The sequence below is a fragment of the Flavivirga amylovorans genome (assembly GCF_030540875.1).
Classification (GTDB): domain Bacteria; phylum Bacteroidota; class Bacteroidia; order Flavobacteriales; family Flavobacteriaceae; genus Flavivirga; species Flavivirga amylovorans.
In genome coordinates, this window is the sequence record NZ_JAUOEM010000006.1 from 123,286 (window position 1) to 146,464 (window position 23,179).

Here is a 23,179-nt window from a genome sequence, read left to right on the forward strand (position 1 = left end):
TATGAAGAATAATTTTTTAGCCGCACAATCGGTACTAGAAAATTTAGACTGGGTCGTGTTAGGAATTTATTTTTTAGCTCTTGTTGCTGTAGCCGTATGGGTCGTGCTACAAAAAAATAAAAATACCGAGGATTATTTTTTAGCAGGACGAAATGTAGGATGGTTTGTCATTGGAGCTTCGATTTTTGCTTCTAATATTGGATCTGAGCATGTTGTAGGTCTAGCTGGAACAGGTTTTGAGTCTGGAACCCCTATGGCACATTACGAACTTCATGCTTGGATTGTATTGTTACTAGGCTGGCTGTTTTTGCCATTTTACATTAGAAGTGGAGCCTTTACCATGCCCGAATTTTTAGAAAAACGTTTCGATTCGCGATCCAGATGGTTTTTATCTTTATTCTCTTTAGTTGCTTATGTACTTACTAAAGTATCTGTAACGATATATGCTGGAGGTATTGTTGTTTCAGAATTATTGGGTATTCCTTTTTGGTACGGTGCTATAGGCATTGTCGTATTTACTGGAATTTACACAGTTGTGGGAGGTATGAAAGCCGTAATATATACAGAAACCTTACAAACCGTTATCTTAATCTTAGGTTCTATAATCATTACCTATTTAGGATTACAGGAAGTTGGTGGATGGGCTCAACTTAGAGAAACAGTTACAGCTGTAAGCCCTGATCATTTTAATATGTGGAGACCAATGAATGATCCAGATTTTCCTTGGACAGGATTATTAATTGGAGGCACCATTGTAGGTATTTGGTATTGGTGTACAGATCAATATATCGTGCAAAGAACATTAGCCGCTAACAATATTAAGATAGGGAGAAGAGGCGCTATTTTTGGTGCGTACTTAAAATTATTACCAATTTTAATCTTTTTAGTACCAGGAATTATTGCGTTTGCATTATCCATACAAAACCCAGAAGTATTTTCGGTTGAAAAAGCAGATAGAGCATTTCCAATGTTAGTAAAAACATTATTACCTGTTGGTTTAAAAGGGCTGGTAGCAGGTGGTTTAATGGCCGCATTAATGAGTTCTCTAGCATCGGTATTTAATTCTTGTTCTACTATATTTACTATTGATATTTACAAAAAATTAAAGCCTGAAAAATCTGAAAAGTCATTACTTAGAACTGGTAAGGTTGCCACTGGGTTTATTGTAATATTAGGTATTATATGGATTCCTATTATGGAAAAAATTGGAGGTGGTGTCATGTATCAGTATCTTCAAAACGTACAATCGTATATAGCGCCACCAGTAACAGCTGTATTTTTACTTGGTATTATATGGAAACGTGTAAACTCTACAGCCGCAATTACAACCTTATTGGCTGGATTAGGCCTATTAGTTATACGACTGAGTTCAGAAATTTACTATCAGCCACAAATAGCAGCTGGAGAAAGTATAGATGGTTTTATTTATAGTTTTGCGACTATCAATTTTGCTCATATGGCAATATTCATGTTTGTTTTCTCTGTCATACTTTGTATTTCGGTAAGCTTAACAACTACAGCACCTGACTATAGCCTTATTAAAGGACTTGCGTTTGGAACACTTACTAACGAACAGAAAGCCTCTAACAAAGATAGTTATGATAAAATAGACGTTGTATTATCTATCATTCTAGTTGTATTGGTAATTGGTGTTTTAAGTTACTTTACAGGATGATAATCATTAAAAACAATTAAGTTAATTAATTTAGCTTTCTCAATAAAAAACCCTTTTGAAGATATCTTCAAAAGGGTTTTTTATTACTTTTATTTAAAAGGTTGGTATTATTTTTTAATTAACCAGCTTTTTGTTTTTCTTTCATTTTTTCTAGCAACATAAGTTCATGCTTAATTTCTTCTTTCCGTTTATTAAATTTTCGGAATTTCTCATCTCTAGCTTCTTGATTTATAACACGCTGTTGACGTCTTAATTCTTCTTTTTGAGCTTCTTTTTTCTTTTCTTTTTTAAGCTTCATTTTTTCCATAGCTACCGATAAATACGAGTAACCATACATACTTAAAAATAATAGCGCAATTATGCCTAATATAACGTAACCGTTTTCCATTTTTTCTATAAATATATAAGACTTTATTAAATAATTAAAACCTTAAAAAGAAGCTATTTAAATTCTAAAACAGCAAGCTTTTACATAAAGATATAAAAAATCATTTCTCACTTAAAAATAAAAAAGGTAAAGTACCCAAAAAGTAGTTGAATGAGCTAATTAGTCAAAAAAACAGAATGGGCTATTATTATAAATTGAATAGCTCTTACTCAGTCTTGATATGAAAGCCCTCTTTTTTCCACCTAAGAATCCCTCCTTCTATATCATAAATCTCAGTAAAACCAGCATCAAATAGCTTCCTACTACTTTTTGCACTACGCCTCCCCGATTTACAATACAAAATGACAGGCTTTGTTTTATCTAATTTTTTAATATTTTCATCAAAATCATCCGAAAAGAAATCGATATTTTGTGCCCCTTCTATATACCCTTCTTTAAACTCTTTAGGTGTTCTAACATCTATAATTTGTAAAGATTTTTCAATTAAAAGTGTTTTTACCTCTTTTGGAGAAACTACTTTAATAACATCTTTAGATAGCGACTCCTTACAACTAGTTGCGCCTATACTAAATATAGTGCATAAAAATATTAATAATCGCTTCATGTAAGCAGTATTAATCTAAATCAACTAAATCACCAGTCCATTCTAAAATGCCACCTTCTAGATTATAAGCATTTTCAAAACCTAGCTCTTCCATGATATTACAAGCTTGACCACTTCTGTTACCAGAGCGGCAATAAACATAATAATTTTTACTTTTATCTAAACCTTCAATTTCTGATATAAACTCTTGCCCTTTGTATATATCTACATGTATGGCATTAGGTATAATACCATCAGCAACTTCAGCATCCGTTCTAACATCTAATACGATTGCGTTATTATCATCAGCTAATTGTGATGCCCATTCTTCTTGTGTTAAATCTTCCATTTTTTTTAATATAATATTGTGTATACAAAATTAGTACATCTAAAATTATAGACGAAAAAAAATCCGAAGTATTACACTTCAGATTTTCATATAAACATAACTTTTATTTTTGAACTCATTTAGGTTTTTTGGATTTAAGCGAAAATTAGAAGTTTTTGCCTATGTTGAAGACTTTTTTGAGTTGCATAGCAGAGCTACGGAAGGAAAAAAAGACAAAAACAGAGCTGAAAACAGCAATCTTTCAGCAAATTGAAAAAGTCTAAATGAGTTCTTTATTAAACTTTAATAGAGCAACCAATTGCTTTGGTTTCTGTTTGTTTAACGTCCTTTCCTTCTAAAAGAGCATCAACCGCATTCTCAACATATCTAGTTTTTACTGCTGAGGCATCTTTATAATTATCATCAATAGCTCCAATATATTTTACAACATTACCACGATCTGTTTTTTGTAGTAAAAACACATGAGGTGTCTTAGTAGCTCCATACTTAGGATATACTTTTTGTCCTGCATCAATTAAATATGGAAACGTAAACCCTTTATTTTTTGCTCGAGTTTTCATGGCTTCCATACTATCTCCCGGTTTAACATCTGTATTATTTGGCATAATGGCAATTACAGGATATCCTTTTGAAGCATATTTTTTGTTTAAGGCTATAAGTCTATCTTCATACATAACAGCATACGGACATGTGTTACAAGTAAATGTTACAATAAAACCTTTTGCATCTTTGTAATCTGATAACGATACCATATTATCATCTACGTTTTTAAGTGAGAAATCTTCAGCAACATCACCTATTTTGTATCCATCACCAATCGTTGTTGTTTCATAAACAGTAAATGCACTTATAAAAAATACGGCACATACCACAGACATTATTTGAACTGCTTTTTTCATCTTTTTAAAAATTTATATTTAATATTTTAATTATAAAGGTTAACTATTAGCCTCTTCATGTCAAATACCATTATTAGGCTTTCATAATGTTTAATTTAAAAAATGCTTAACTTCTGTTTCTAATGCTTCATAAGTAAATGATCCTTCAAAAAACTTATTATTGTCATTTCTATATATTATAGTTGCTGGTATGGCTCCAGACCAATCTTTACTCACTTTTGGTATCCACGTGTCCATATCTACATCATCTAAAGCTATTACTTTAGATTTCAATTTTCTTTCTTTAATAAACGGCTTTAGTTTAGATTCATATAAATGCGGAAAATCCAAACTCACCAAAATAACCTCAACATTCTTATCACTATACTGTCCTCTTAATTTTTCAAAATATGGTAGTTCCTTTACGCAAGGTGCGCACCAAGTAGCCCAAAAGTTAATAACATATATTTTATCATCTTTCCTATTCAGGAATTTTTTAAAACCATTATAGTCGTAAACTTCTAATTCAATGTCATTTAAGCTAACATCATCACTAATTTCTTTCTTAGCGATGACTACACTTTTATCAACAGTTTTATTCTCATGCTTGCAACTTGTTATTATCAATATTGCAATGATTAATAGTTTTAATTTCATAGCATTAAATTTAATTAATACTTCATTGTTTATATTACAGTTTAACAAACTTTTATATAAAAAATGTTTTAAACTATTGTGTATTTATATTTTCATTTCTATATTTGAACCAATTAAAAGTATAAAATGAATATAATTTTAAATAATACTTGGTGGTGGAGCTTCAGAAACTTACGTTCGTGAAGGAAACCTAGTATATTTAAAACTTAAAATATCAAAAAAGGCTTGTCATTCACGACAAGCCTTTTTTAATGAACTCATTTAGATTAATAATAAAATTTCTGCTCTAGTTTTCTCTTTAGTGAAAACGAAAAGCGGAAAAGACATAACATTAGTATGACAACATATAATTTATACACGCATTACAAAAAAATTCTGGCAGATACTATTACTCCAGTAAGCATCTACCTAAAAATCAGAGATAAATACCCTAATAGCATTCTACTTGAGAGTAGTGATTATCATGCAAACGATAATAGTTTTTCGTATATCTGCTTTAATCCAATAGCTTCTATTAAAGTTGAAAATGATGTTATTAGTCAAACGTTTCCTGATGGAAGTTCATTAGAAAAAACAATAACAGATCATATTGATGTTTCAGAAGAAATTCATCAATTCACAAAACGATTTGATGTTAACTCTGATACTGAATTTAAATTCATTAACAATGGTATTTTTGGCTATATAGCGTATGATGCAGTTCGTTATTTTGAAGATGTTGATATTTCTAAAAAAGATGATTCAATACATATTCCTGATGTTTACTATGCTGTTTATCAAAATATCATTGCTATAAATCATCATAAGAATGAAGCCTATATTTTTGCACATTGTCACGACACTGAAAACAATATCGATGAGATAGATCATTTAATCAAAGTAAAAAACTTTGCATCCTACAACTTCTATTCAAAAGGAGATATCACATCTAATTTAACGGACGATGAATATAAAACACATGTCGAGCTAGCAAAAAAACACTGTGCACGAGGCGATGTATTTCAATTGGTATTATCAAAGAGCTTCGCACAAGAGTTTAAAGGTGATGAATTTAATGTATATCGTGCTTTACGAAGTATAAATCCGTCTCCCTACTTATTTTATTTTGATTACGGAAACTTTAAGATTTTTGGTAGTTCGCCAGAAGCACAGCTTATTGTAAGCGATAATAAAGCTGAGATTCACCCTATTGCAGGAACGTTTAAGCGTACAGGAAATGATTCTCAAGATGCCGAATTAGCTAAAAAACTAGTAAAAGACGATAAAGAAAATGCAGAGCATGTTATGCTTGTGGATTTAGCGAGAAATGATTTAAGCAGGCATGGAAGTCATGTTAGTGTAGATACTTATAGAGAAGTTCAGTTTTTCTCCCACGTTATTCATCTAGTAAGTAAAGTTACTGGTCAAAAACACAAAGACACATCAACGATGCAAGTTGTTGCAGATACATTTCCTGCAGGTACTTTAAGTGGTGCTCCAAAACACAGAGCAATGCAACTTATTGAACAATACGAAAAAACAAGCCGTTCTTTTTACGGGGGTGCCATTGGTTTTATGGACTTTGAAGGTAATTTTAATCATGCCATTATGATTAGAACCTTTTTAAGCAAAAACCACAAACTACATTGGCAAGCAGGAGCAGGATTAGTTTCAAAATCTAATTCAGAAAACGAATTACAAGAAGTATATAATAAATTAGGGGCATTAACAAAAGCTATTAAATTAGCTGAAGAAATATAAGAGGAGTTAATTAAGTAATAAAATGTATAAATATAAATCAATCTTGAAATTCCGGCACAGTCGGAAAAGTCAAAATTAAGAAATAATGAGTGAAGGAATGGAGATGCAAAACAAAGCTTTAAGCACGTAATTCCGGAAGCGAATGGTGCTTCAGCAATTTCCTGATTTTTGACATGATTTTTGGCTTGGTTAATCCTGAGCGTAGTCGAAGGGTTTTGTATCAAGACAAAATGAATAAAGAAAAGTTTAACTAAAAATAGATTCCTGCCTTCGCAGGAATGACAAAAAGATGATAAAAGTATTAGTTATAGATAATTACGACAGCTTCACATATAATTTGGTTCATTATTTAGAAGATTTAAATTGTGACGTCACTGTTGTCAGGAACGATAAATTGGCTTTAGATGATGTAGAGCCATTCGATAAGATCGTATTATCACCAGGCCCTGGTATCCCAGATGAAGCAGGCTTGTTGAAACCTATTATTAAAAGGTTTGCACCTACTAAAAGTATTTTAGGAGTTTGCCTAGGGCAACAAGCCATTGGTGAAGTATTCGGAGGGTCACTCATCAATTTAGATGATGTATATCATGGCGTTTCAACAAATGTGACTATTAGTGTTGATGACGAACCTATTTTTAAAGGTTTAGAAAAAAACATAGAAGTTGGTAGATATCACTCTTGGGTAGTTAATCCTGATTTACCAGATAGTTTGGAAGCCACTTCCTTTGATGAAAACGGACAAGTGATGTCTCTTCGTCATAGAGTTTATGATGTAAAAGGTGTGCAATACCATCCTGAATCGGTATTAACTCCTAACGGTAAAAAGATATTAGAAAACTGGCTGAATAGTTAATAACAGTTAATAGTACTCAGTAGCAGTAGGCAGTGCTTACTCAAACGAAACATATATATTAATTAAAACATTTCTCTCCCTTTGGGAGAGATGTCGTAAAACGACAGAGAGGGTTATGAAAAACTTATTAAACAGACTTATAAATCACGAAAGCATCTCAAGTGAAGAAGCTAGACAAGTATTGGTAAACATATCTAACGGTATGTATAACCAGAGTCAAATTGCATCTTTTCTAACCGTTTTTATGATGCGAAGTATTACACTAGAAGAGTTGCGTGGTTTTAGAGATGCCCTTTTAGAATTATGTATTGCTATAGATTTAAAAGATTTTAATGCTATAGATCTCTGCGGAACTGGTGGCGATGGAAAAGACACTTTTAATATCTCAACCCTATCATCATTTGTATCGGCTGGTGCTGGTATAAAAGTAGCAAAACATGGTAATTACGGGGTGTCTTCTGCTTGTGGATCTTCAAACGTCATGGAACATTTAGGTATTAAATTTTCTAATGATGAAGATTTCTTAAAACGCTCCATCGACAAGGCTGGCATCTGTGTTTTACACGCACCTTTATTCCATCCTGCCATGAAAAATGTAGCACCTATTCGTCGCGAATTAGGTGTTAAAACATTTTTCAACATGCTAGGTCCTATGGTAAATCCGTCATTTCCTAAAAATCAAATGGTGGGAGTCTTTAATTTAGAATTGTTGCGTTTATACGGTTATCTATATCAAAATACTGACAAAAATTACAGTATCGTTCATGCATTAGATGGTTACGACGAAATTTCTTTAACTGGAAATACTAAAGTTATTTCTAATAACTCTGAAACCATGTTTTCACCAGAAGATTTAGGAATTTCAGCAATTACTCAAGAATCTATTTTTGGAGGAAACACAGTTGAAGATGCCGCTAGAATATTCATAAATGTGATTCAAGGAAAAGGAACAGAACCACAAAACAATGTCGTTTGTGCCAATGCAGGTTTAGCTATAGCAACAACAAAACAAATTAGTCATAAAGAAGGGTTTGAGCAAGCTAAAGAATCGTTGCTTTCCGGAAAAGCAAAAGCAAGTTTAGATACATTAATAGAAATGAGTAAATGATAGTTAGCAGTATGCAGTCTGCTCACTAAATACTGATTACTGAACACCGAACAGAATACAAAAAATGACCATACTAGATAAAATAGTGAAAGATAAACGTCAGGAAGTTAACCTCCGTAAAGGCCTGATTCCTGTAATGCAATTAGAACAATCTGTTTTGTTTGAAAGAAAAACAGTTTCTCTGGCTAACAACTTAAGACAAAGCGAATCGGGCATTATTGCAGAACATAAAAGACGTTCACCGTCAAAATCAGTCATAAATCAAAGCTTAAACGTTCAAGACGTAGCAAAAGGCTATGAAGATGCAGGAGTTTGCGGTATGTCCGTTTTAACCGATGGGAAATATTTTGGAGGATCTTTAGACGACTTATTGCTTGCTAGAGCTAGTTGTAATTTACCATTACTTCGTAAAGAATTTATAATAGACGAATATCAACTACTAGAGGCGAAAGCATACGGTGCAGATGTTATTTTATTAATAGCTGCTATTTTAAGCAGAGAAGAAATCAAACAATTTTCAGAATTTGCAAAAAGCCTGAACTTAGATGTTTTATTAGAAGTCCATAACGAACAAGAACTTCATAAATCTGTTATGCCTTCATTAGATATGTTAGGTGTGAATAATAGAAATTTAAAAACCTTTGAAGTTAGTTTGGAAACCAGCAAAACATTAAGTGCCCTTATTCCAACTGATTTTGTTAAAGTTTCTGAGAGCGGTATTAGTAATATTGAAGCTATTAAAGAATTAAAACCCTACGGGTATCAAGGTTTTTTAATAGGTGAAAACTTTATGAAAACAGATAATGCTGGTGAAAGTGCCAAACATTTTATAAAAGATTTACAATCATGAAACTGAAAGTTTGTGGAATGAAATATGAAGATAATATAACTCAAGTTGCAAACTTGCTTCCTGATTATCTTGGATTTATATTTTATAAAAAATCGGCACGACATCTAAATGGTAGTATTCCGAAATTGCCTGAGTCTATTAAAAAAGCAGGCGTTTTTGTAGATGAAAGTTTAGAAAACGTCATCGAGCAAATAAATACACATCAACTACATGCAGTTCAATTACACGGAAAAGAAACGCCAGAATACTGTGATGCTTTGCGTCATGCTGAACTAGTTTCGGCATCTCATAAAAAGAACCAGAAACAAGTTCAGGTTGAGATAATCAAAGTATTCTCTATCAAAAACGAATTCAATTTTGAAATTTTAAAACCTTACGAAGACGTTTGTGATTACTTTTTATTCGATACGAAAGGGAAGCTTCCTGGAGGTAATGGCTATACGTTTGATTGGAATGTATTGAATCAATATCCATCAACAAAGCCTTTCTTTTTAAGCGGTGGTATTGGATTAGATCAAGTTGAAGACATTAAAAAATTTAAACGAAGTGACGCTTCAAAATATTGCTATGCCTTAGATGTGAATAGCAAATTCGAAATAGAACCTGGATTAAAGAATATAGAAAAATTAAAAGAATTTAAAAAGCATTTGTCATTCCGTACTTGATACGGAATCCATTATAAATTATAACTAAAGTTAAACAGATCCCCTCCTTCGAGGGAATGACAAAAAATATGAAAAATTACAACGTAAACGAAAAAGGATATTATGGTGAATTTGGGGGTGCTTATATTCCTGAAATGCTATATCCCAATGTAGAAGAGTTACGCCAAAACTATCTTAAAGTCATGGCAGAACCTGAATTTAAAAAAGAATTTGATCAACTTTTAAAAGATTATGTGGGACGTCCTTCCCCACTCTACTTTGCTAAACGCCTTTCAGAAAAATATAATACCAAAATTTATTTAAAACGTGAAGATCTTAACCACACAGGAGCTCATAAAATAAATAATACTATTGGTCAAATACTCATGGCCAAACGTCTGGGTAAACATCGTATTATAGCCGAAACTGGTGCAGGACAACATGGTGTTGCTACAGCTACCGTTTGTGCTCTAATGGGGTTAGAGTGTATTGTTTATATGGGTGAAATCGATATTAAAAGGCAAGCACCAAATGTTGCCAGAATGAAAATGTTAGGAGCTACCGTAATCCCTGCGCTTTCTGGAAGTCGCACTTTAAAAGATGCTACTAACGAAGCCATTAGAGATTGGATCAACAACCCAGTAAACACACATTATATTATAGGTTCTGCAATAGGACCTCATCCTTATCCAGATATGGTTACCAAGTTTCAATCTGTTATTTCAGAAGAAATTAAATGGCAGTTAAAAGAACATGAAGGTCGAGAAAACCCAGATTACGTTGTTGCTTGTATTGGAGGAGGAAGTAATGCTGCTGGCACCTATTACCATTATTTACATGAAGACGATGTTAATATTATTGCTGTAGAAGCTGCTGGTTTAGGAGTAGATTCTGGAGAAAGTGCTGCTACATCTGTTTTAGGAAAAGAAGGTATTATACACGGCTGTAAAACCTTATTAATGCAAACAAACGACGGTCAGATAACTGAGCCTTATTCCATTTCTGCAGGTTTAGATTATCCTGGTGTAGGCCCTATGCATGCACATTTATGCAAAACAGGCCGTGCAGAATTTATGGCAATCACAGACGATGATGCTATGACATCCGGATTAGAATTATGTAAATTAGAAGGTATTATTCCTGCTATAGAAAGCTCTCATGCACTAGCTATTTTCGAACATAAAACATTTGAACCCGACGATGTTATTGTAATGAGTTTATCTGGTAGAGGTGATAAAGATTTGAATACATACATAAATTATTTTAATTTATGATTTTTTGTATTTCCGTGAAGACGGAAATCGCATAAATGAAATGGATATCCATTATGTTTACATACTAACTAATAAAAATCACACGACATTATATGTTGGTAGATCAAAACAATTGAAACAACGTTTAGTACAACATAAAAATAATAATTTAAAAAGTTTTACTGGAAAATATAATGTAAACAAGTTAGTATATTTTGAGACAACCAAATATGTAAATAATTCTATAAAGCGAGAAAGGCAAATAAAAAAATGGAATCGAGAATGGAAAATCAATCTGATAAACAGTTTGAATCCTGACTGGAAGGATCTTTCAGAATATATTTAAATTAAAATTAAAAGATTCCCTCCTACTAGGGAATAAAAAAATTCATTCACACAATGAACAGAATAAATCAAAAACTACAAGAAAATAAGAAGTTACTTTCAATATACTTCACAGCAGGTTATCCGAGTATTAATGATACCGTTTCCATCATACAAAAATTGGAAAAAAATGGTGTTGACATGATCGAAATAGGACTTCCTTTTAGCGACCCTTTAGCAGACGGCCCAACCATTCAAACAAGTTCTACACAGGCTTTAAAAAATGGCATGACAAGCGAGATTCTTTTTGATCAATTAAAAGACATCAGACAATCGGTTACTATTCCTTTAATCATCATGGGGTATTTTAATCCGATGTTTCAATATGGTGTTGAAGCGTTTTGTAAAAAATGTCAGGAAATCGGAATTGATGGTTTAATAATACCTGATTTACCAGTAGATGTGTATCATGAAAAGTACCAGGCTATTTTTGAAAAATATGGCTTAATAAATGTGTTTTTAATAACACCACAAACCAGTGATGAGCGTATTCGTTATATCGATTCCATTTCAGACGGTTTTATTTATATGGTTAGCAGTGCAAGTACAACAGGCGCCAAAGTCGGTTTTGGAGAAGAACAAACCCAATATTTTGAACGCATAGGAAGTATGAATCTTAAAAACCCACAAATTGTTGGTTTTGGCATCAGTAATAATCAAACGTTCACACAAGCCACCCAATATGCAAAAGGAGCTATTATTGGAAGTGCTTTTCTAAAACATGTTACCAACCAAGGAGTAAACAGTATTGACAAATTTGTAAAATCTATATTAAATTAAAAGTTAAATTTTATGAAGTGGTATTTAGACGTTCTCATAAAGAATTATGCTACATTTAGTGGCAGAGCAAGACGTAAAGAGTTTTGGATGTTTTTTTTATTTAACTTAATTATCGTATTTGCAATAGCATTCTTACTTGGTTTTACATCTGACTTTATTGATAATGATTTTCTACCTACCATTTTAGGTATATACTTTCTTGGAATACTGATTCCTTACATTGCTTTAGCTGTAAGGAGGCTGCACGACTCTGGAAAAAGTGGAGGCTATATATTTGTATATTTCATCCCGTTTATAGGAGGCATCTGGTTTTTAATCCTAATGGCTACTGAAGGAGATAAAGGTCCTAACAAATATGGTCCTGATCCAAAAGGTCTAAATTTTGATGAAATTGACGATATTGGAAAACCATTATCAGAGAACTAAACTATGGCTTTAAACATTGTTTTAATAGAACCTGAAATCCCTAATAATACGGGTAATATAGGAAGACTGGCACTAGCATCTGGTTCTCATTTGCATCTGGTAAAACCTTTTGGTTTCAAAATTGATGATACACGATTAAAACGAGCCGGACTTGACTATTGGCAGCATTTATCTGTGACTTACTATGATAACGTAGACGATTTTTTCTTGAAAAATAAGAATCAAAAAATGGTTTTTCTCTCCAGTCACGGAAATAAAAATCATTGGGACATTCCTTTTGAAGAGAACCTGTTTTTAATCTTTGGCAAAGAGTCTGTTGGTTTATCCAAAGCTATCACCGAACCCAATCACGATAAACTTTTTAAAATACCTTTGTATAGCGAGCATGTTAGAAGTTTAAACATTGCAAATGCTGTAAGTATTGTTGTTTATGAAGGATTAAAACAATTACAGTCCCCCTAACTTTAATTTTAAAAAAGTGAAGCAATACGAACTAAGCAATAACCAATTAGTCTTAAAAGTTAAAAAATCACCCATTTTTATAAGGTCAATAATGTTCCTATTTACCTTTCTCTTCTTTATCTCCCCATTAATAGGAATAGCTTCATTTATTTCAGCAGGATATCGATTTCATTTTGGATTTTTAATTTGGATAGGACTATTTGGACTTATGGGTTTTTACTTGTTAAGGGTATCATTATGGAACACTTATGGTTATGAAACGATCTTTTTTAATGAACAAAAACTAACCTATGAGGCTAATTATGGATGGTTTAAGGATGGAAAAAAAGTTATAACAATAAGTTCTTTATCTTTTACAATTAAACAAATTGGTTACGAGGAAGATAAAAAAGGAACTTTAATTATAGAAACGGATGATTCCTGCATAGAATGTGCAACGAAAATGCCTATTCATGAAATTAAAGAACTTATAGAAAAACTAACTAACTAACTAACTAACTAACTAACTAACTAACTAACTAACTATATAGCTGATCTCTTATTTAGCATTGATGGTAGAAAAGTATTAGAAAAACAGATAGACTCATCAAATTACAAAACATAATTAAATGTTTCTAATTTAAAAAATGGTATGTATATTATAGTTTTTTAACGGAAGTTATATTAAGTCAATTAAAATGATAAGTATTTCAAAATAAACCATAAATGAAACCTATTACGAGACGAACTTTTACAAAAAAATCATCATTAGTTTTAGGTGCGATTCCTTTTTTAAGCATTCCTTGCAATGTATTTGCCAACAAAAGTATTAAAGAATCTTTATCGGTAAATATTTTTTCAAAGCATTTACAATTTCTAAATTATAAAGATGCTGGAGAGGTTAGTGCAGAATTAGGATTTCAAGGTTTAGACCTAACCGTAAGACCCAAAGGTCACGTACTTCCTGAATCTGTTACAAAAGATTTACCTAAAGCCATTGAAGACATACGTAAAGGAGGTTCTAATTGTACCATGATGACTACAGCTATTACTGATTCTGCTAATAAGACTGATATAGACATTCTTAAAACAGCCTCTAAGTATGGTATAAAATATTATAGAACTAATTGGTTTAAGTATTCCAATGATAATACTATGGAAGCAGATTTAGAATACTATCAGCAAAACGTAAAAGGACTCAGTAAACTCAATAAAGAGCTTAGTATTATAGGTTGTTATCAAAACCACGCAGGAAAACATTCCATTGGAGCTTCAATATGGGAAATTAAAAAACTTCTTGAGTTTGCAGATCTCGACTATTTTGGAGCTCAATACGATATTCGACACGCTCAAGTAGAAGGGGGTTTATCTTGGGAAAACGGAATAAAACTTATAAAAAAATCTATAAAAACAATCGTATTAAAAGATTTTAAATGGGGGCAAATAAACGGTATCTGGAAACCTATTAATACACCTATTGGAGAAGGGATGGTTGATTTTAAAACATACTTTTCTCTATTAAAAAAATATCAAATAAATGTCCCTGTAAGTCTACATTTAGAATATAATCTAGGCGGAGCTGAAAAGGGTCACAAAAATATAACTATTGATAAGAAAACTGTTTTTAGTGCTATGAAAAAAGACTTAGAAACTATACAAATCCTTTGGAAAGAGGCTTAAATAAACTACTATGTATTGAAAATCCATAGTTTAAAAAAAGAATGGAATTCTTTGTTTAGAGTTGGTTTGTGATTCCGAATGCTATCGAAAACAAAATATATTTTGTTTGAAGATATAAGCGAAGCTTACAAAGAGGAATCTCATTATTTTGGAATTTGTGATGAGATTTCTCTCTGTGTTCGAAATGACAATAGGCACGCAAAAAAGTTTATGGAAACTAAAGTAACTGCAATGAAATTGTAGGGTTTTAACCTTTAACTAGATAATAAAATTTGCAAAATAGCACCGTTTTAACGTGTCCTCTGTTGCTTAAGCATGTTTAAATACAGAGCCTCTACTTTAGTTCTAGCCCAAGGGGTTCGTCGTAAAAATTTCAAACTCGATTTTACTGAAGGGTTATCTGTAAAACATTTAATCTTAATAGTGTACCCCATATATTCCCAACCATAGTGAGCTACCAAATCGTTTATGATTTGTTCTAATTTTATACCATGTAATGGATTGTTAGGTTGTTCCATCCTCAATGTCAGGTCAAACGCAGTCGAGACCTATATTTTAAATTATTCTACTAAACTTTTTATTTTCACAGCTTTTTCAAAATGGTCTAGCTTATGCTCCATAATCCACCAAGTAGCAGCTTCCATAAGCAATTCTGGGTTATCATTTTTATTTGCAAAAAAAGCATAAAAAGAGAGTCCGACATTGGTGCCTTTCTCCTTTATTTTTTTATCACAAACCTCAACAATCTTATCCTTTAAAACTTTACGCATACTGTTTAACGTCTTCTATCATTATTACGTTTATCATTATTTTTTTTAGGACGGCGTCTAGAATTATTACGTCGTTGTCCACCAGCCCTAGAGTTTTCAGAACCAGAATTACTTCTTGATCTATTTCCTCCCCCACCACGCTGTTGTTTTTTTATAGGAGCCGTAGAAGCATTGGGATCGGGTTCAAACCCTTCAATAATCTCTACAGGAAGTTTCATATCTATCAACTTTTCAATATCCCGTAAATATGTTGTCTCATCAGCACTTACTAACGACAAAGCTTCTCCCTTGGCACCCGCTCTACCCGTTCTTCCTATTCTATGTACATAATCTTCAGAGATATTTGGTAATTCGAAATTTATAACATGAGGCAATAAAGGAATATCCAATCCTCTAGCAGCAATATCTGTAGCGACTAAAACGCGAATACTTCCATTTTTAAAACCTGCCAAAGCTTTTGTTCTAGCGCCCTGACTCTTGTTTCCATGTATGGCAGCTGCACTAATATTAGAGCTTATCATTTTTTTACAAAGCTTATTCGCACCGTGTTTAGTCCGCGTAAATACAAGCACTTGTTTCCAATTACCATCAGAGATTAATTTAATAATCAAACCCGTTTTTAAACCTTTAGCAACTCGATAAACTTTCTGACTAATAGCTTCAACAGTAGTATTCTCTGGAGTAGCTTCCACCTGTACCGGGTTCTGCAAAATACCATGAGCCAACTTCTTTATATCTTTTGAAAACGTTGCCGAAAACATTAAGTTTTGTCTTTTGGTTGGCATCATTTTTATAACACGTTCAATATCTCGTAAAAACCCCATGTCTAACATGCGATCTGCTTCGTCTAGAACAAAAATTTCAATTCTCTTTAGAGATAGTAAACCTTGATTTTCTAAATCTAACAAACGTCCAGGTGTAGCTACTAAAACATCAACACCTTGACGAATCCTTGCCGCCTGTGGCTTCTGATTTACACCTCCAAAAATAACGGCACTTCGTAAGTTCAAAAACTCACTATATTCTTTAACATTAGCGTATACTTGTGCAGCTAATTCCCTTGTTGGCGTTAAAATTAAGGCGCGTATCGGTCTGTGCTTATCTTTAGGGTTTTCAGAAAGAAAATGCAAAAGTGGTAATGTAAAACCAGCTGTTTTCCCTGTACCAGTCTGAGCAGAAGCTAAAATATCTTTTCCTTCTAAAATAGGTGGAATTGCTTTTTCCTGTATAGGTGATGGCGTTGTGTATCCTTTTTTGCTAATCGCTTTTAGCAAGGCTTGAGATAAACCTAATGAGTTAAATGACATATAAATTGTTTGGCTAGCCCTATTATTGGGTATGTGAGATGACAATTTATAAATTAAACACCACCTCTTTAATTAAGGCGCAAATGTACAGCTAATTTTCTCCACGACCTTTTAATTATTCATTTTAAAAGAAAACAGCTAACTTCGTCCAACGTATAAAATATTTAAATTTAACATGAAAAAAATTGCATTACAATTAGGATGTTTAATTCTATTAATATCAAGCTGTTCTAACAAACAAAAAACAACCATACCTAGCTATATTGAAGAATCACATTCTTTTGCCCAACCAAACGATGCTGCTATTACGCACTTAGATTTAGATATTAATGTAGATTTTAACAATGAAATAATACATGGAAAAGCATCCTATTTAATTAAAAACAATAATGCTTCACAAATTATTCTTGATTCAAAATTTTTGACCATTGAAAGTGTACAAGCTGATGGTAAAGACACGACATTTTCTTTAGGAGATTTTGATGAACAGCTTGGAAACCCTTTAAAAATTGATATTGATAAGAATACGAAACGTATCACTGTTTTTTATAAAACCACTCATAAAACGGAAGCTTTACAATGGTTAAAACCTCAACAAACAGCAGATAAAGAACATCCCTTTTTATTCACACAAGGACAAGCCATTTTAACACGAACTTGGATTCCCATTCAAGACAGCCCACAAATTAGGATCACTTATAATGCAAAAGTACAAGTACCGACAGATTTAATGGCTGTTATGAGTGCTAAAAACCCGAAAACAAGAACGGCAGATGGTCATTACACTTTTAAAATGGTGCAACCAATCTCTCCTTATTTAATTGCGCTTGCTGTTGGAGATATTGAATATAAAGCTATTAGTAATCGAACTGGAATTTACGCCGAAAAATCTATGGTTGAAAAAGCACATTATGAGTTTTCAGATATGGAAAATATGGTTGCCTCTGCAGAAGCTTTATATGGAAACTATGCTTGGGAACAATTTGATGTGATTGTACTCCCCCCTAGTTTTCCTTTTGGCGGCATGGAAAACCCACGATTAACCTTTGCAACTCCTACAGTAATTGCTGGAGATAAAAGTTTAACATCATTGATTGCTCATGAATTGGCACATTCTTGGTCTGGAAACTTAGTAACCAATGCTACTTGGGATGATTTTTGGCTTAATGAAGGCTTTACAGTATACTTTGAAATGCGTATCATGGAAGCCCTTTACGGAGAAGAAAGAGCTAATATGTTAGCAAGTATTGGAAGACAAGATTTAGAAGAAGAAATAGAAGGTTTTAAAGATTCTCCAAATGACACAAAGCTAAAACTAAACTTAAAAGGCCGTAATCCTGATGATGGTATGAATAGTATTGCGTACGATAAAGGATACCTCTTTTTAAGAACATTAGAAGAAACTGCTGGTCGTGAAAAATTTGATACGTTCTTAAAAAGTTATTTTCAAAAACATGCTTTTTCGACAATTAATACTGAAAAATTCGTTGCTTTTTTAAATGAAAATTTATTAGAAAAACACAGTATAACATTCAATACAGACGAATGGATTTATACAGCTGGTATTCCAGATAATCAATCAATTATTACTTCCGATAAATTTGAAACCGTTGAAAAAACAATTCAGCAGTTTGTTAAGAACAATAAAATAGATAAGGCACTTACTAAAGATTGGACAGTACAAGAATGGGTACATTTTGTTCGAAATTTCCCTAATGATATTAAAACGAAACATCTAGTCATGATTGATGATGCTTTTAACTTGACGAACTCTAACAATTCATACATAGCTATGGTTTGGTATGAACAAGCTATTAATCATGATTATCATGGAAATGATGTAGATACTAAAATTGAAGCGTTTTTAACTCAAGTTGGTAGACGTTGGTATGTTTCTACACTCTATAAAGCCTTTAAAAGAAATGACAAAACAGAGGCTGCTTTAGATATTTATAAGAAAGTAAGATCTAACTATCATTCAGTAACAGCTAATACTATTGATGATATGTTGGGTTATAAGCAAGAGTAAACGATTATCATCCTGAGAGAGGAACGATCGAAGCATCTAAAAAAACGAAACTGCAATATATTTTTTTTTGATGTACTGGTGGTGAGATTCTCTACCTACGGCAGACAAGTTCGCTTCGCTCTGATGACACAAAAATTCAAAATAGAACAAACCCCTTCAAAAAAACTCACGATACTGCATAACCCTGAAATCAAATGTATTGAATTTAGGGTTTTTAGCTTTTAATTGTTTGTATAAAGGAATTCTACTTATTGAAATATTGGCAGCACCAGATCCTGAGGTTAAAGACACCGTTTTTATGATGCGTCTAGGTTCTGTAAATTCTTGCACTGTGCATGGCATGGTAAACTGATGAATTCTAGGAATCTCATTACTTACCAACTCCAGCTTTATTTTGTAATCTCTTATATGCCTTCTAAAAAAATACTCTGGTCCATTTTTACTGTTTCCTCCTGTGAATAATAAAGTATCAATATTTGGATATTGTTTTAAATACCCGACTACGTCCCGAAGTTTTATATTTTGCATCCCTAAATCGGATGCATCGATTTTTTCACGTTCGGCACTTTCAACAATATCGCAAACGCCTATTTTATTTTTAATTAAAAATTGTTTACGTTGGGCAATCGCTTCTTGCGAATTATCGTAGCGCAAGTTTAAATTATGAATTGTATCAATAAATAACCATAACGAGTTATAGTAGCTTCCATAACAAAAATCTACATTCTTTTCTAAAAGTTCTCCAGTTGTAAAACGTGGCGGTGGCAACGTGCCAACAATTAGCTTTTTAGTATCCTTTTGTATAAATGGTTCGTATGGATGCTTGTGTTTAAACATATTTATTCCTGTAAAAGGAGAAATCATTTCGTATTGTATATTAATCAAATTTAATCATTCCACATCAAACCTCACTTTCTTCATCATATTTGGTTATACAGTATATTAAAAGTAATAATATCTGAAAAATTTCAAATTAACTTTATAAGAATATATGTACCTTTAAGTACACAACCGAAAAAACAGTTAAATAAATATGATACCTATAAACGATTTACTACTTTTTGGATTAGCTGTATTAATTATGGTTCTTTCACCTGGTCCCAATATGATTTATCTTATTTCAAGGTCATTATCTCAGGGAAAAAAAGCTGGAATCATCTCACTTTTGGGAATCATGTGCGGGTTTTTATTTCACATACTTATGGTTTCTTTTGGGCTTACAGCCATATTTTTTGCCGTTCCATACGCATTCATAGTTGTTAAGTTTCTTGGTGTAGGGTATTTATTGTATTTAGCTTATAGCACTGTTAAATCAAAAAATAAAATTTTTGATGCAGATCAAAACCTAAAATCAGATAAACCGCTTAAGCTTTTTAATATTGGATTATTGACTAATGTTTTAAATCCAAAAATGGCCATATTTTATCTTTCATTTTTTCCACAATTCATTAAACCAGAATATGGTTCTGTTTTAGTACAAAGCTTTCAGCTTGGAATAGTTCAGATCATTATAAGTTTTGCAATAAACTTTTTGATTGTAATATCTGCAGCTAAAATGGCAACTTGGTTCTCGAAAAAACCAATTTGGTTGAGAATTCAGAAATGGTTTATGGCTTCAGTATTAACAGGACTTGCAGTTAAAATGGCTCTGACAAAAGCGAAATAAAATACGTTCTATAAAACAGGTTTTATAAGCTCAAAATTAGTTGAAAAACTACTATAGCATTTACAGTTAGAATCGCACAATCAACGTAAAGGTTCAAATCTTTCTAATTTTCAATCTATATCTAATGGATTTCACACCGCTTTTCATTTCTATTATTATACTTAATAAGGAAACATTCTGTTAGATTATTTAGTAAAATCTACCATATCCATACAATATAAATTATTTTTCATAGGAATAGAACTACATTTATATGTATATTTAGAAAATAAACACAAGATTTTTTTATTCAATTTTCATAGGTAATAATAAAACCGAAAATGAGAAAATCATGAATACTCACGCTGACAAAGTACAAGAAAATAAAACCCAATCGGTTTCAAATGATCATTCTCAAAAGGAGAATAACAGTGAATCTACACTTCAATTTATAGATAATCGGTCTGATTTTATAGCACAAAGAAAACTGCAAGACCTAGCCAACAATAGTGGACAAGCCATGCAATTAAAAGCTTTTCAAGAAATGGCGAATAATAGCCCTCAGCATAAACAAATAATGCAATTGCAAGCTTCTGCTGATAATTTTTCTATCCAAAAGCAACAATCCATTCAAGAAAAGCCTAATAACACAGGACTACCAGATAACTTAAAATCTGGCATTGAAAAGCTCTCTGGCTACTCAATGGATGATGTAAAAGTACATTACAATTCAGACAAGCCAGCTCAACTACAAGCGCATGCGTATGCACAAGGGTCAAGTATCCATCTGGCTAGTGGTCAAGAAAAACATTTACCTCATGAAGCCTGGCATGTAGTACAACAAAAGCAAGGACGTGTAAAGCCTACCATGCAGATGAAGAGCAAAACCTTTATAAATGATGATGTCAACCTGGAGAAAGAAGCGGATATTATGGGAGAAAAAGCTTTTCAGCTTATTGACAATTATTCTGAAGTAATTACCCAAAAAAAATCACAAAACTTAATAAATAACAAGGAAAAAGCTTATCAACCTGGATATTCTAAGGTGGAAAGTTATATGTACATATCTAATCAAGCCATTCAGCTTTCAAGGATATTTGGTGCGGAAATGGATAATGCAGAAGTCAAAGAAGTTATTAAAGCCGTTCTAGATGCCAGTCCTATTTTAATGGCTATGTGGCAATGGTTAAAATATCACCCTGTATTTGAATTGAATATTATAAAAACCGAAACATTTGCTGCGGTAAATGCTAAATTAAGTGATAGCAAAATCAACCTAAAATTTGATCCAACAAAAACTGTAGGAGATAGTCGAGCCGCATTAATTGGCACAATATCTCATGAGCTAAATTTACATATGTTACCTTGGGCTAGGGTAATGATGTCAAATGAGATTTCTAACAATTCAGATAATATAGCTACTTATGATGCCAGTCAACTTGAGAGAGTAGTAACTGTATTATCGCCAGTAATGCCTGATGTCGAAACAGCAATTTTAAATTATAAAGCAGATTTCACTAATAAAACCACAGATTCGTTTGGTGGCAATCATTCAGATTTAGGACTATGGATACTCCACTTAGAAACGGTTCTTACGATGGCTATGAAAGAGCATAATTACATCGTAGTAGAGGAAGCGATAAATAAAATGCCAATGCCAATGACTCTAACTGGGCAGCCTAAAGATGCTATTGAAAGGGGACCAGCTGTTTATGAAAAATTCATCGCTATTTTAGATCAAGCAGCTTCTTTTTCAGAAAATATACCCTTAGAAAGAAGAGCTTTTTTTGAAAGTAATATAGAAACAATTAAAAAAAGAGCTAAATTGTATGAAACGGAATTAGGTCGAGATAGAGGATAAACAAAACTTACTCGCACCTTATCTTTTTATATTAAACAGCTATAATTATTGGTTTATACAAAAGGCTTAAAGAATAATTAATAAAGCCTATAACAAAAAATAAATATGTTCTATAGAAAATAATTCTGAATTTATTAAATGTTAAATCACATTTAAAAATCACTCAAAAGCTTTTCAACCTCTAATATAGTCGCTCTATAAATACGTTTATTAGGCTTCGTCATATGTTGCGACTCAGTATGCACATCTTCTAAGATTTCTTTCGCCTGTTCTTTTTTATCTCTGCTTAATAAAAACTTAGCATAAATTAAGCGTTCATCGTAAAAGGAATATCGAATATCAATTTGCTTTAAATTTTCTTCAGCTTCTTCTAATTTGCCTAACCTTTCTAAAGCAAGTCCATATAAAAACTGTGTTCTTGATTTTTTAAATTCTGGACGTTCTTTTATTTTTTCTACATGTAAAATAACATTTTCGGAATCTTCAAGATTAAAATATGTTTCTATCAATTGTTTAATAACATAAAAGTCTCTTTGCGAATTATCTTCTAAAGCTTCTAAATAATGAAAAATTGCATTGTTATAATCCTTTATTTCCAAATAAGCATCAGCCAAATTAACTCTGTTTTGATATGATTCTGAGAACTGTAATTGTTTTTCTAAATCCCTTACTTTTTTAGTTGGGTTGATAATATGAGTGATTTCATCTGTTATTTTTTCAGCATCTTGTTTATTATAAACTTGAGTGATTAAATAAACAATGCACCCTACAATTGGAATAAATAATATTATAAAAAACCAATAATAAGAATTTCTATTTTTATAAATATGGTAAAAGCAATAGACTTTAAGTCCAATAATTAAGTAATACCCCAT

Annotated in this window: 27 protein-coding genes; 17 read left to right on the plus strand and 10 right to left on the minus strand. The window is 32.2% G+C overall.

Features of this window, described 5'->3' with window-relative positions; translation table 11 throughout:
- The first annotated feature begins 1 nt into the window (after position 1).
- Positions 2 to 1,675, plus strand: a complete 1,674-nt coding sequence (locus Q4Q39_RS16535) for a sodium:solute symporter (RefSeq protein WP_303283660.1) — start codon at positions 2 to 4, stop codon at positions 1,673 to 1,675.
- Positions 1,676 to 1,793: 118 nt separating this feature from the next.
- On the opposite strand, the gene Q4Q39_RS16540 is transcribed toward Q4Q39_RS16535, so the two are convergent.
- The 3 genes from Q4Q39_RS16540 to Q4Q39_RS16550 all read right to left on the minus strand — a co-directional run bounded on the left by Q4Q39_RS16540 (position 1,794) and on the right by Q4Q39_RS16550 (position 2,995).
- Positions 1,794 to 2,063 (minus strand): hypothetical protein, encoded by a 270-nt coding sequence (locus tag Q4Q39_RS16540; RefSeq protein WP_303283661.1) that lies wholly within the window; start codon positions 2,061 to 2,063, stop codon positions 1,794 to 1,796.
- 205 nt (positions 2,064 to 2,268) lie between these two features.
- Positions 2,269 to 2,667, minus strand: a complete 399-nt coding sequence (locus tag Q4Q39_RS16545) for a rhodanese-like domain-containing protein (protein ID WP_303283662.1) — start codon at positions 2,665 to 2,667, stop codon at positions 2,269 to 2,271.
- 10 nt (positions 2,668 to 2,677) lie between these two features.
- Positions 2,678 to 2,995 carry a rhodanese-like domain-containing protein gene (locus tag Q4Q39_RS16550; RefSeq protein WP_303283663.1) on the minus strand — a complete coding sequence of 106 codons (318 nt, stop codon included), beginning with the start codon at positions 2,993 to 2,995 and terminating at the stop codon, positions 2,678 to 2,680.
- A gap of 109 nt (positions 2,996 to 3,104) precedes the next feature.
- On the opposite strand from Q4Q39_RS16550, the gene Q4Q39_RS16555 reads away from it, so the two are divergent.
- Entirely contained in the window at positions 3,105 to 3,248 is a 144-nt protein-coding gene (locus Q4Q39_RS16555) for a hypothetical protein (RefSeq protein WP_303283664.1), read from the plus strand.
- 22 nt (positions 3,249 to 3,270) lie between these two features.
- On the opposite strand, the gene Q4Q39_RS16560 is transcribed toward Q4Q39_RS16555, so the two are convergent.
- Together Q4Q39_RS16560 and Q4Q39_RS16565 are read right to left on the minus strand one after the other, a co-directional pair.
- Positions 3,271 to 3,894: a thioredoxin family protein gene (locus Q4Q39_RS16560; RefSeq protein ID WP_303283665.1), complete on the minus strand. Its 624-nt coding sequence runs from the start codon at positions 3,892 to 3,894 to the stop codon at positions 3,271 to 3,273.
- Positions 3,895 to 3,984: 90 nt separating this feature from the next.
- A complete protein-coding gene (locus tag Q4Q39_RS16565) occupies positions 3,985 to 4,530 on the minus strand; it encodes a TlpA disulfide reductase family protein (protein WP_303283666.1) in 546 nt (181 codons plus the stop codon).
- 336 nt (positions 4,531 to 4,866) lie between these two features.
- Between Q4Q39_RS16565 and Q4Q39_RS16570 the strand changes: the two genes are divergently transcribed.
- The 12 genes from Q4Q39_RS16570 to Q4Q39_RS16625 all read left to right on the plus strand — a co-directional run bounded on the left by Q4Q39_RS16570 (position 4,867) and on the right by Q4Q39_RS16625 (position 14,692).
- A complete protein-coding gene (locus tag Q4Q39_RS16570) occupies positions 4,867 to 6,270 on the plus strand; it encodes an anthranilate synthase component I family protein (protein WP_303283667.1) in 1,404 nt (467 codons plus the stop codon).
- A gap of 289 nt (positions 6,271 to 6,559) precedes the next feature.
- A complete protein-coding gene (locus Q4Q39_RS16575; RefSeq protein ID WP_303283668.1) occupies positions 6,560 to 7,126 on the plus strand; it encodes an anthranilate synthase component II in 567 nt (188 codons plus the stop codon).
- Between the two features lie 115 nt (positions 7,127 to 7,241).
- A complete protein-coding gene (gene trpD / locus Q4Q39_RS16580) occupies positions 7,242 to 8,234 on the plus strand; it encodes an anthranilate phosphoribosyltransferase (protein ID WP_303283669.1) in 993 nt (330 codons plus the stop codon).
- A 64-nt stretch (positions 8,235 to 8,298) separates the two neighbouring features.
- A complete protein-coding gene (gene trpC / locus Q4Q39_RS16585) occupies positions 8,299 to 9,084 on the plus strand; it encodes an indole-3-glycerol phosphate synthase TrpC (protein ID WP_303283670.1) in 786 nt (261 codons plus the stop codon).
- A complete protein-coding gene (locus Q4Q39_RS16590) occupies positions 9,081 to 9,749 on the plus strand; it encodes a phosphoribosylanthranilate isomerase (RefSeq protein WP_303283671.1) in 669 nt (222 codons plus the stop codon). The genes trpC and Q4Q39_RS16590 overlap by 4 nt, the downstream gene beginning before the upstream one ends.
- Before the next feature lie 68 nt (positions 9,750 to 9,817).
- A complete protein-coding gene (gene trpB / locus Q4Q39_RS16595; RefSeq protein WP_303283672.1) occupies positions 9,818 to 11,002 on the plus strand; it encodes a tryptophan synthase subunit beta in 1,185 nt (394 codons plus the stop codon).
- Between the two features lie 40 nt (positions 11,003 to 11,042).
- Entirely contained in the window at positions 11,043 to 11,327 is a 285-nt protein-coding gene (locus Q4Q39_RS16600) for a GIY-YIG nuclease family protein (RefSeq protein WP_303283673.1), read from the plus strand.
- A gap of 53 nt (positions 11,328 to 11,380) precedes the next feature.
- The gene (trpA, locus tag Q4Q39_RS16605) at positions 11,381 to 12,145 is read left to right on the plus strand and encodes a tryptophan synthase subunit alpha (protein ID WP_303283674.1); all 765 of its coding nucleotides are present in this window, start codon (positions 11,381 to 11,383) and stop codon (positions 12,143 to 12,145) included.
- A gap of 12 nt (positions 12,146 to 12,157) precedes the next feature.
- Entirely contained in the window at positions 12,158 to 12,571 is a 414-nt protein-coding gene (locus Q4Q39_RS16610; protein WP_303283675.1) for a DUF805 domain-containing protein, read from the plus strand.
- Positions 12,572 to 12,574: 3 nt separating this feature from the next.
- On the plus strand, positions 12,575 to 13,033 hold the full coding sequence (locus Q4Q39_RS16615; RefSeq protein ID WP_303283676.1) for a tRNA (cytidine(34)-2'-O)-methyltransferase: 459 nt from the start codon (positions 12,575 to 12,577) through the stop codon (positions 13,031 to 13,033).
- Between the two features lie 91 nt (positions 13,034 to 13,124).
- Positions 13,125 to 13,523 (plus strand): hypothetical protein, encoded by a 399-nt coding sequence (locus Q4Q39_RS16620; RefSeq protein ID WP_303283677.1) that lies wholly within the window; start codon positions 13,125 to 13,127, stop codon positions 13,521 to 13,523.
- Between the two features lie 215 nt (positions 13,524 to 13,738).
- Positions 13,739 to 14,692: a sugar phosphate isomerase/epimerase family protein gene (locus Q4Q39_RS16625; RefSeq protein ID WP_303283678.1), complete on the plus strand. Its 954-nt coding sequence runs from the start codon at positions 13,739 to 13,741 to the stop codon at positions 14,690 to 14,692.
- A 290-nt stretch (positions 14,693 to 14,982) separates the two neighbouring features.
- Here Q4Q39_RS16625 and Q4Q39_RS16630 read toward each other — a convergent pair whose 3' ends face one another.
- From Q4Q39_RS16630 to Q4Q39_RS16640, 3 genes are read right to left on the minus strand one after another with little or no spacing between them, the layout of a single operon-like run.
- Positions 14,983 to 15,210, minus strand: coding sequence for a VF530 family protein (locus Q4Q39_RS16630; RefSeq protein WP_303283679.1), 228 nt, complete (start codon positions 15,208 to 15,210; stop codon positions 14,983 to 14,985).
- A 42-nt stretch (positions 15,211 to 15,252) separates the two neighbouring features.
- Positions 15,253 to 15,462, minus strand: coding sequence for a DUF6500 family protein (locus tag Q4Q39_RS16635; RefSeq protein WP_303283680.1), 210 nt, complete (start codon positions 15,460 to 15,462; stop codon positions 15,253 to 15,255).
- A gap of 5 nt (positions 15,463 to 15,467) precedes the next feature.
- Positions 15,468 to 16,769, minus strand: a complete 1,302-nt coding sequence (locus tag Q4Q39_RS16640) for a DEAD/DEAH box helicase (RefSeq protein ID WP_303283681.1) — start codon at positions 16,767 to 16,769, stop codon at positions 15,468 to 15,470.
- Positions 16,770 to 16,944: 175 nt separating this feature from the next.
- Between Q4Q39_RS16640 and Q4Q39_RS16645 the strand changes: the two genes are divergently transcribed.
- The gene (locus Q4Q39_RS16645) at positions 16,945 to 18,798 is read left to right on the plus strand and encodes a M1 family metallopeptidase (protein ID WP_303283682.1); all 1,854 of its coding nucleotides are present in this window, start codon (positions 16,945 to 16,947) and stop codon (positions 18,796 to 18,798) included.
- A gap of 156 nt (positions 18,799 to 18,954) precedes the next feature.
- On the opposite strand, the gene Q4Q39_RS16650 is transcribed toward Q4Q39_RS16645, so the two are convergent.
- Entirely contained in the window at positions 18,955 to 19,635 is a 681-nt protein-coding gene (locus Q4Q39_RS16650) for a uracil-DNA glycosylase family protein (RefSeq protein WP_303283887.1), read from the minus strand.
- 196 nt (positions 19,636 to 19,831) lie between these two features.
- Between Q4Q39_RS16650 and Q4Q39_RS16655 the strand changes: the two genes are divergently transcribed.
- Positions 19,832 to 20,464: a LysE family translocator gene (locus tag Q4Q39_RS16655; protein ID WP_303283683.1), complete on the plus strand. Its 633-nt coding sequence runs from the start codon at positions 19,832 to 19,834 to the stop codon at positions 20,462 to 20,464.
- 331 nt (positions 20,465 to 20,795) lie between these two features.
- A complete protein-coding gene (locus Q4Q39_RS16660) occupies positions 20,796 to 22,304 on the plus strand; it encodes an eCIS core domain-containing protein (protein WP_303283684.1) in 1,509 nt (502 codons plus the stop codon).
- 152 nt (positions 22,305 to 22,456) lie between these two features.
- On the opposite strand, the gene Q4Q39_RS16665 is transcribed toward Q4Q39_RS16660, so the two are convergent.
- Positions 22,457 to 23,179, minus strand: a complete 723-nt coding sequence (locus Q4Q39_RS16665) for a hypothetical protein (protein WP_303283685.1) — start codon at positions 23,177 to 23,179, stop codon at positions 22,457 to 22,459.

Coding starts and splice junctions, on each gene's coding strand:
- Q4Q39_RS16570 (WP_303283667.1), top strand. CDS start 4,867: ATGACAACATATAATTTATACACGCATTACAAAAAAATTCTGGCAGAT.
- Q4Q39_RS16640 (WP_303283681.1), bottom strand. CDS start 16,769: ATGTCATTTAACTCATTAGGTTTATCTCAAGCCTTGCTAAAAGCGATT.
- trpA (WP_303283674.1), top strand. CDS start 11,381: ATGAACAGAATAAATCAAAAACTACAAGAAAATAAGAAGTTACTTTCA.
- Q4Q39_RS16540 (WP_303283661.1), bottom strand. CDS start 2,063: ATGGAAAACGGTTACGTTATATTAGGCATAATTGCGCTATTATTTTTA.
- Q4Q39_RS16560 (WP_303283665.1), bottom strand. CDS start 3,894: ATGAAAAAAGCAGTTCAAATAATGTCTGTGGTATGTGCCGTATTTTTT.
- Q4Q39_RS16545 (WP_303283662.1), bottom strand. CDS start 2,667: ATGAAGCGATTATTAATATTTTTATGCACTATATTTAGTATAGGCGCA.
- Q4Q39_RS16565 (WP_303283666.1), bottom strand. CDS start 4,530: ATGAAATTAAAACTATTAATCATTGCAATATTGATAATAACAAGTTGC.
- trpB (WP_303283672.1), top strand. CDS start 9,818: ATGAAAAATTACAACGTAAACGAAAAAGGATATTATGGTGAATTTGGG.
- Q4Q39_RS16615 (WP_303283676.1), top strand. CDS start 12,575: ATGGCTTTAAACATTGTTTTAATAGAACCTGAAATCCCTAATAATACG.
- Q4Q39_RS16655 (WP_303283683.1), top strand. CDS start 19,832: ATGATACCTATAAACGATTTACTACTTTTTGGATTAGCTGTATTAATT.
- Q4Q39_RS16575 (WP_303283668.1), top strand. CDS start 6,560: ATGATAAAAGTATTAGTTATAGATAATTACGACAGCTTCACATATAAT.
- Q4Q39_RS16610 (WP_303283675.1), top strand. CDS start 12,158: ATGAAGTGGTATTTAGACGTTCTCATAAAGAATTATGCTACATTTAGT.
- trpC (WP_303283670.1), top strand. CDS start 8,299: ATGACCATACTAGATAAAATAGTGAAAGATAAACGTCAGGAAGTTAAC.
- Q4Q39_RS16630 (WP_303283679.1), bottom strand. CDS start 15,210: ATGGAACAACCTAACAATCCATTACATGGTATAAAATTAGAACAAATC.
- Q4Q39_RS16645 (WP_303283682.1), top strand. CDS start 16,945: ATGAAAAAAATTGCATTACAATTAGGATGTTTAATTCTATTAATATCA.
- Q4Q39_RS16590 (WP_303283671.1), top strand. CDS start 9,081: ATGAAACTGAAAGTTTGTGGAATGAAATATGAAGATAATATAACTCAA.
- Q4Q39_RS16620 (WP_303283677.1), top strand. CDS start 13,125: ATGTTCCTATTTACCTTTCTCTTCTTTATCTCCCCATTAATAGGAATA.
- Q4Q39_RS16635 (WP_303283680.1), bottom strand. CDS start 15,462: ATGCGTAAAGTTTTAAAGGATAAGATTGTTGAGGTTTGTGATAAAAAA.
- Q4Q39_RS16535 (WP_303283660.1), top strand. CDS start 2: ATGAAGAATAATTTTTTAGCCGCACAATCGGTACTAGAAAATTTAGAC.
- Q4Q39_RS16660 (WP_303283684.1), top strand. CDS start 20,796: ATGAATACTCACGCTGACAAAGTACAAGAAAATAAAACCCAATCGGTT.
- Q4Q39_RS16600 (WP_303283673.1), top strand. CDS start 11,043: ATGGATATCCATTATGTTTACATACTAACTAATAAAAATCACACGACA.
- Q4Q39_RS16650 (WP_303283887.1), bottom strand. CDS start 19,635: ATGTTTAAACACAAGCATCCATACGAACCATTTATACAAAAGGATACT.
- Q4Q39_RS16665 (WP_303283685.1), bottom strand. CDS start 23,179: ATGGGGTATTACTTAATTATTGGACTTAAAGTCTATTGCTTTTACCAT.
- Q4Q39_RS16625 (WP_303283678.1), top strand. CDS start 13,739: ATGAAACCTATTACGAGACGAACTTTTACAAAAAAATCATCATTAGTT.
- trpD (WP_303283669.1), top strand. CDS start 7,242: ATGAAAAACTTATTAAACAGACTTATAAATCACGAAAGCATCTCAAGT.
- Q4Q39_RS16550 (WP_303283663.1), bottom strand. CDS start 2,995: ATGGAAGATTTAACACAAGAAGAATGGGCATCACAATTAGCTGATGAT.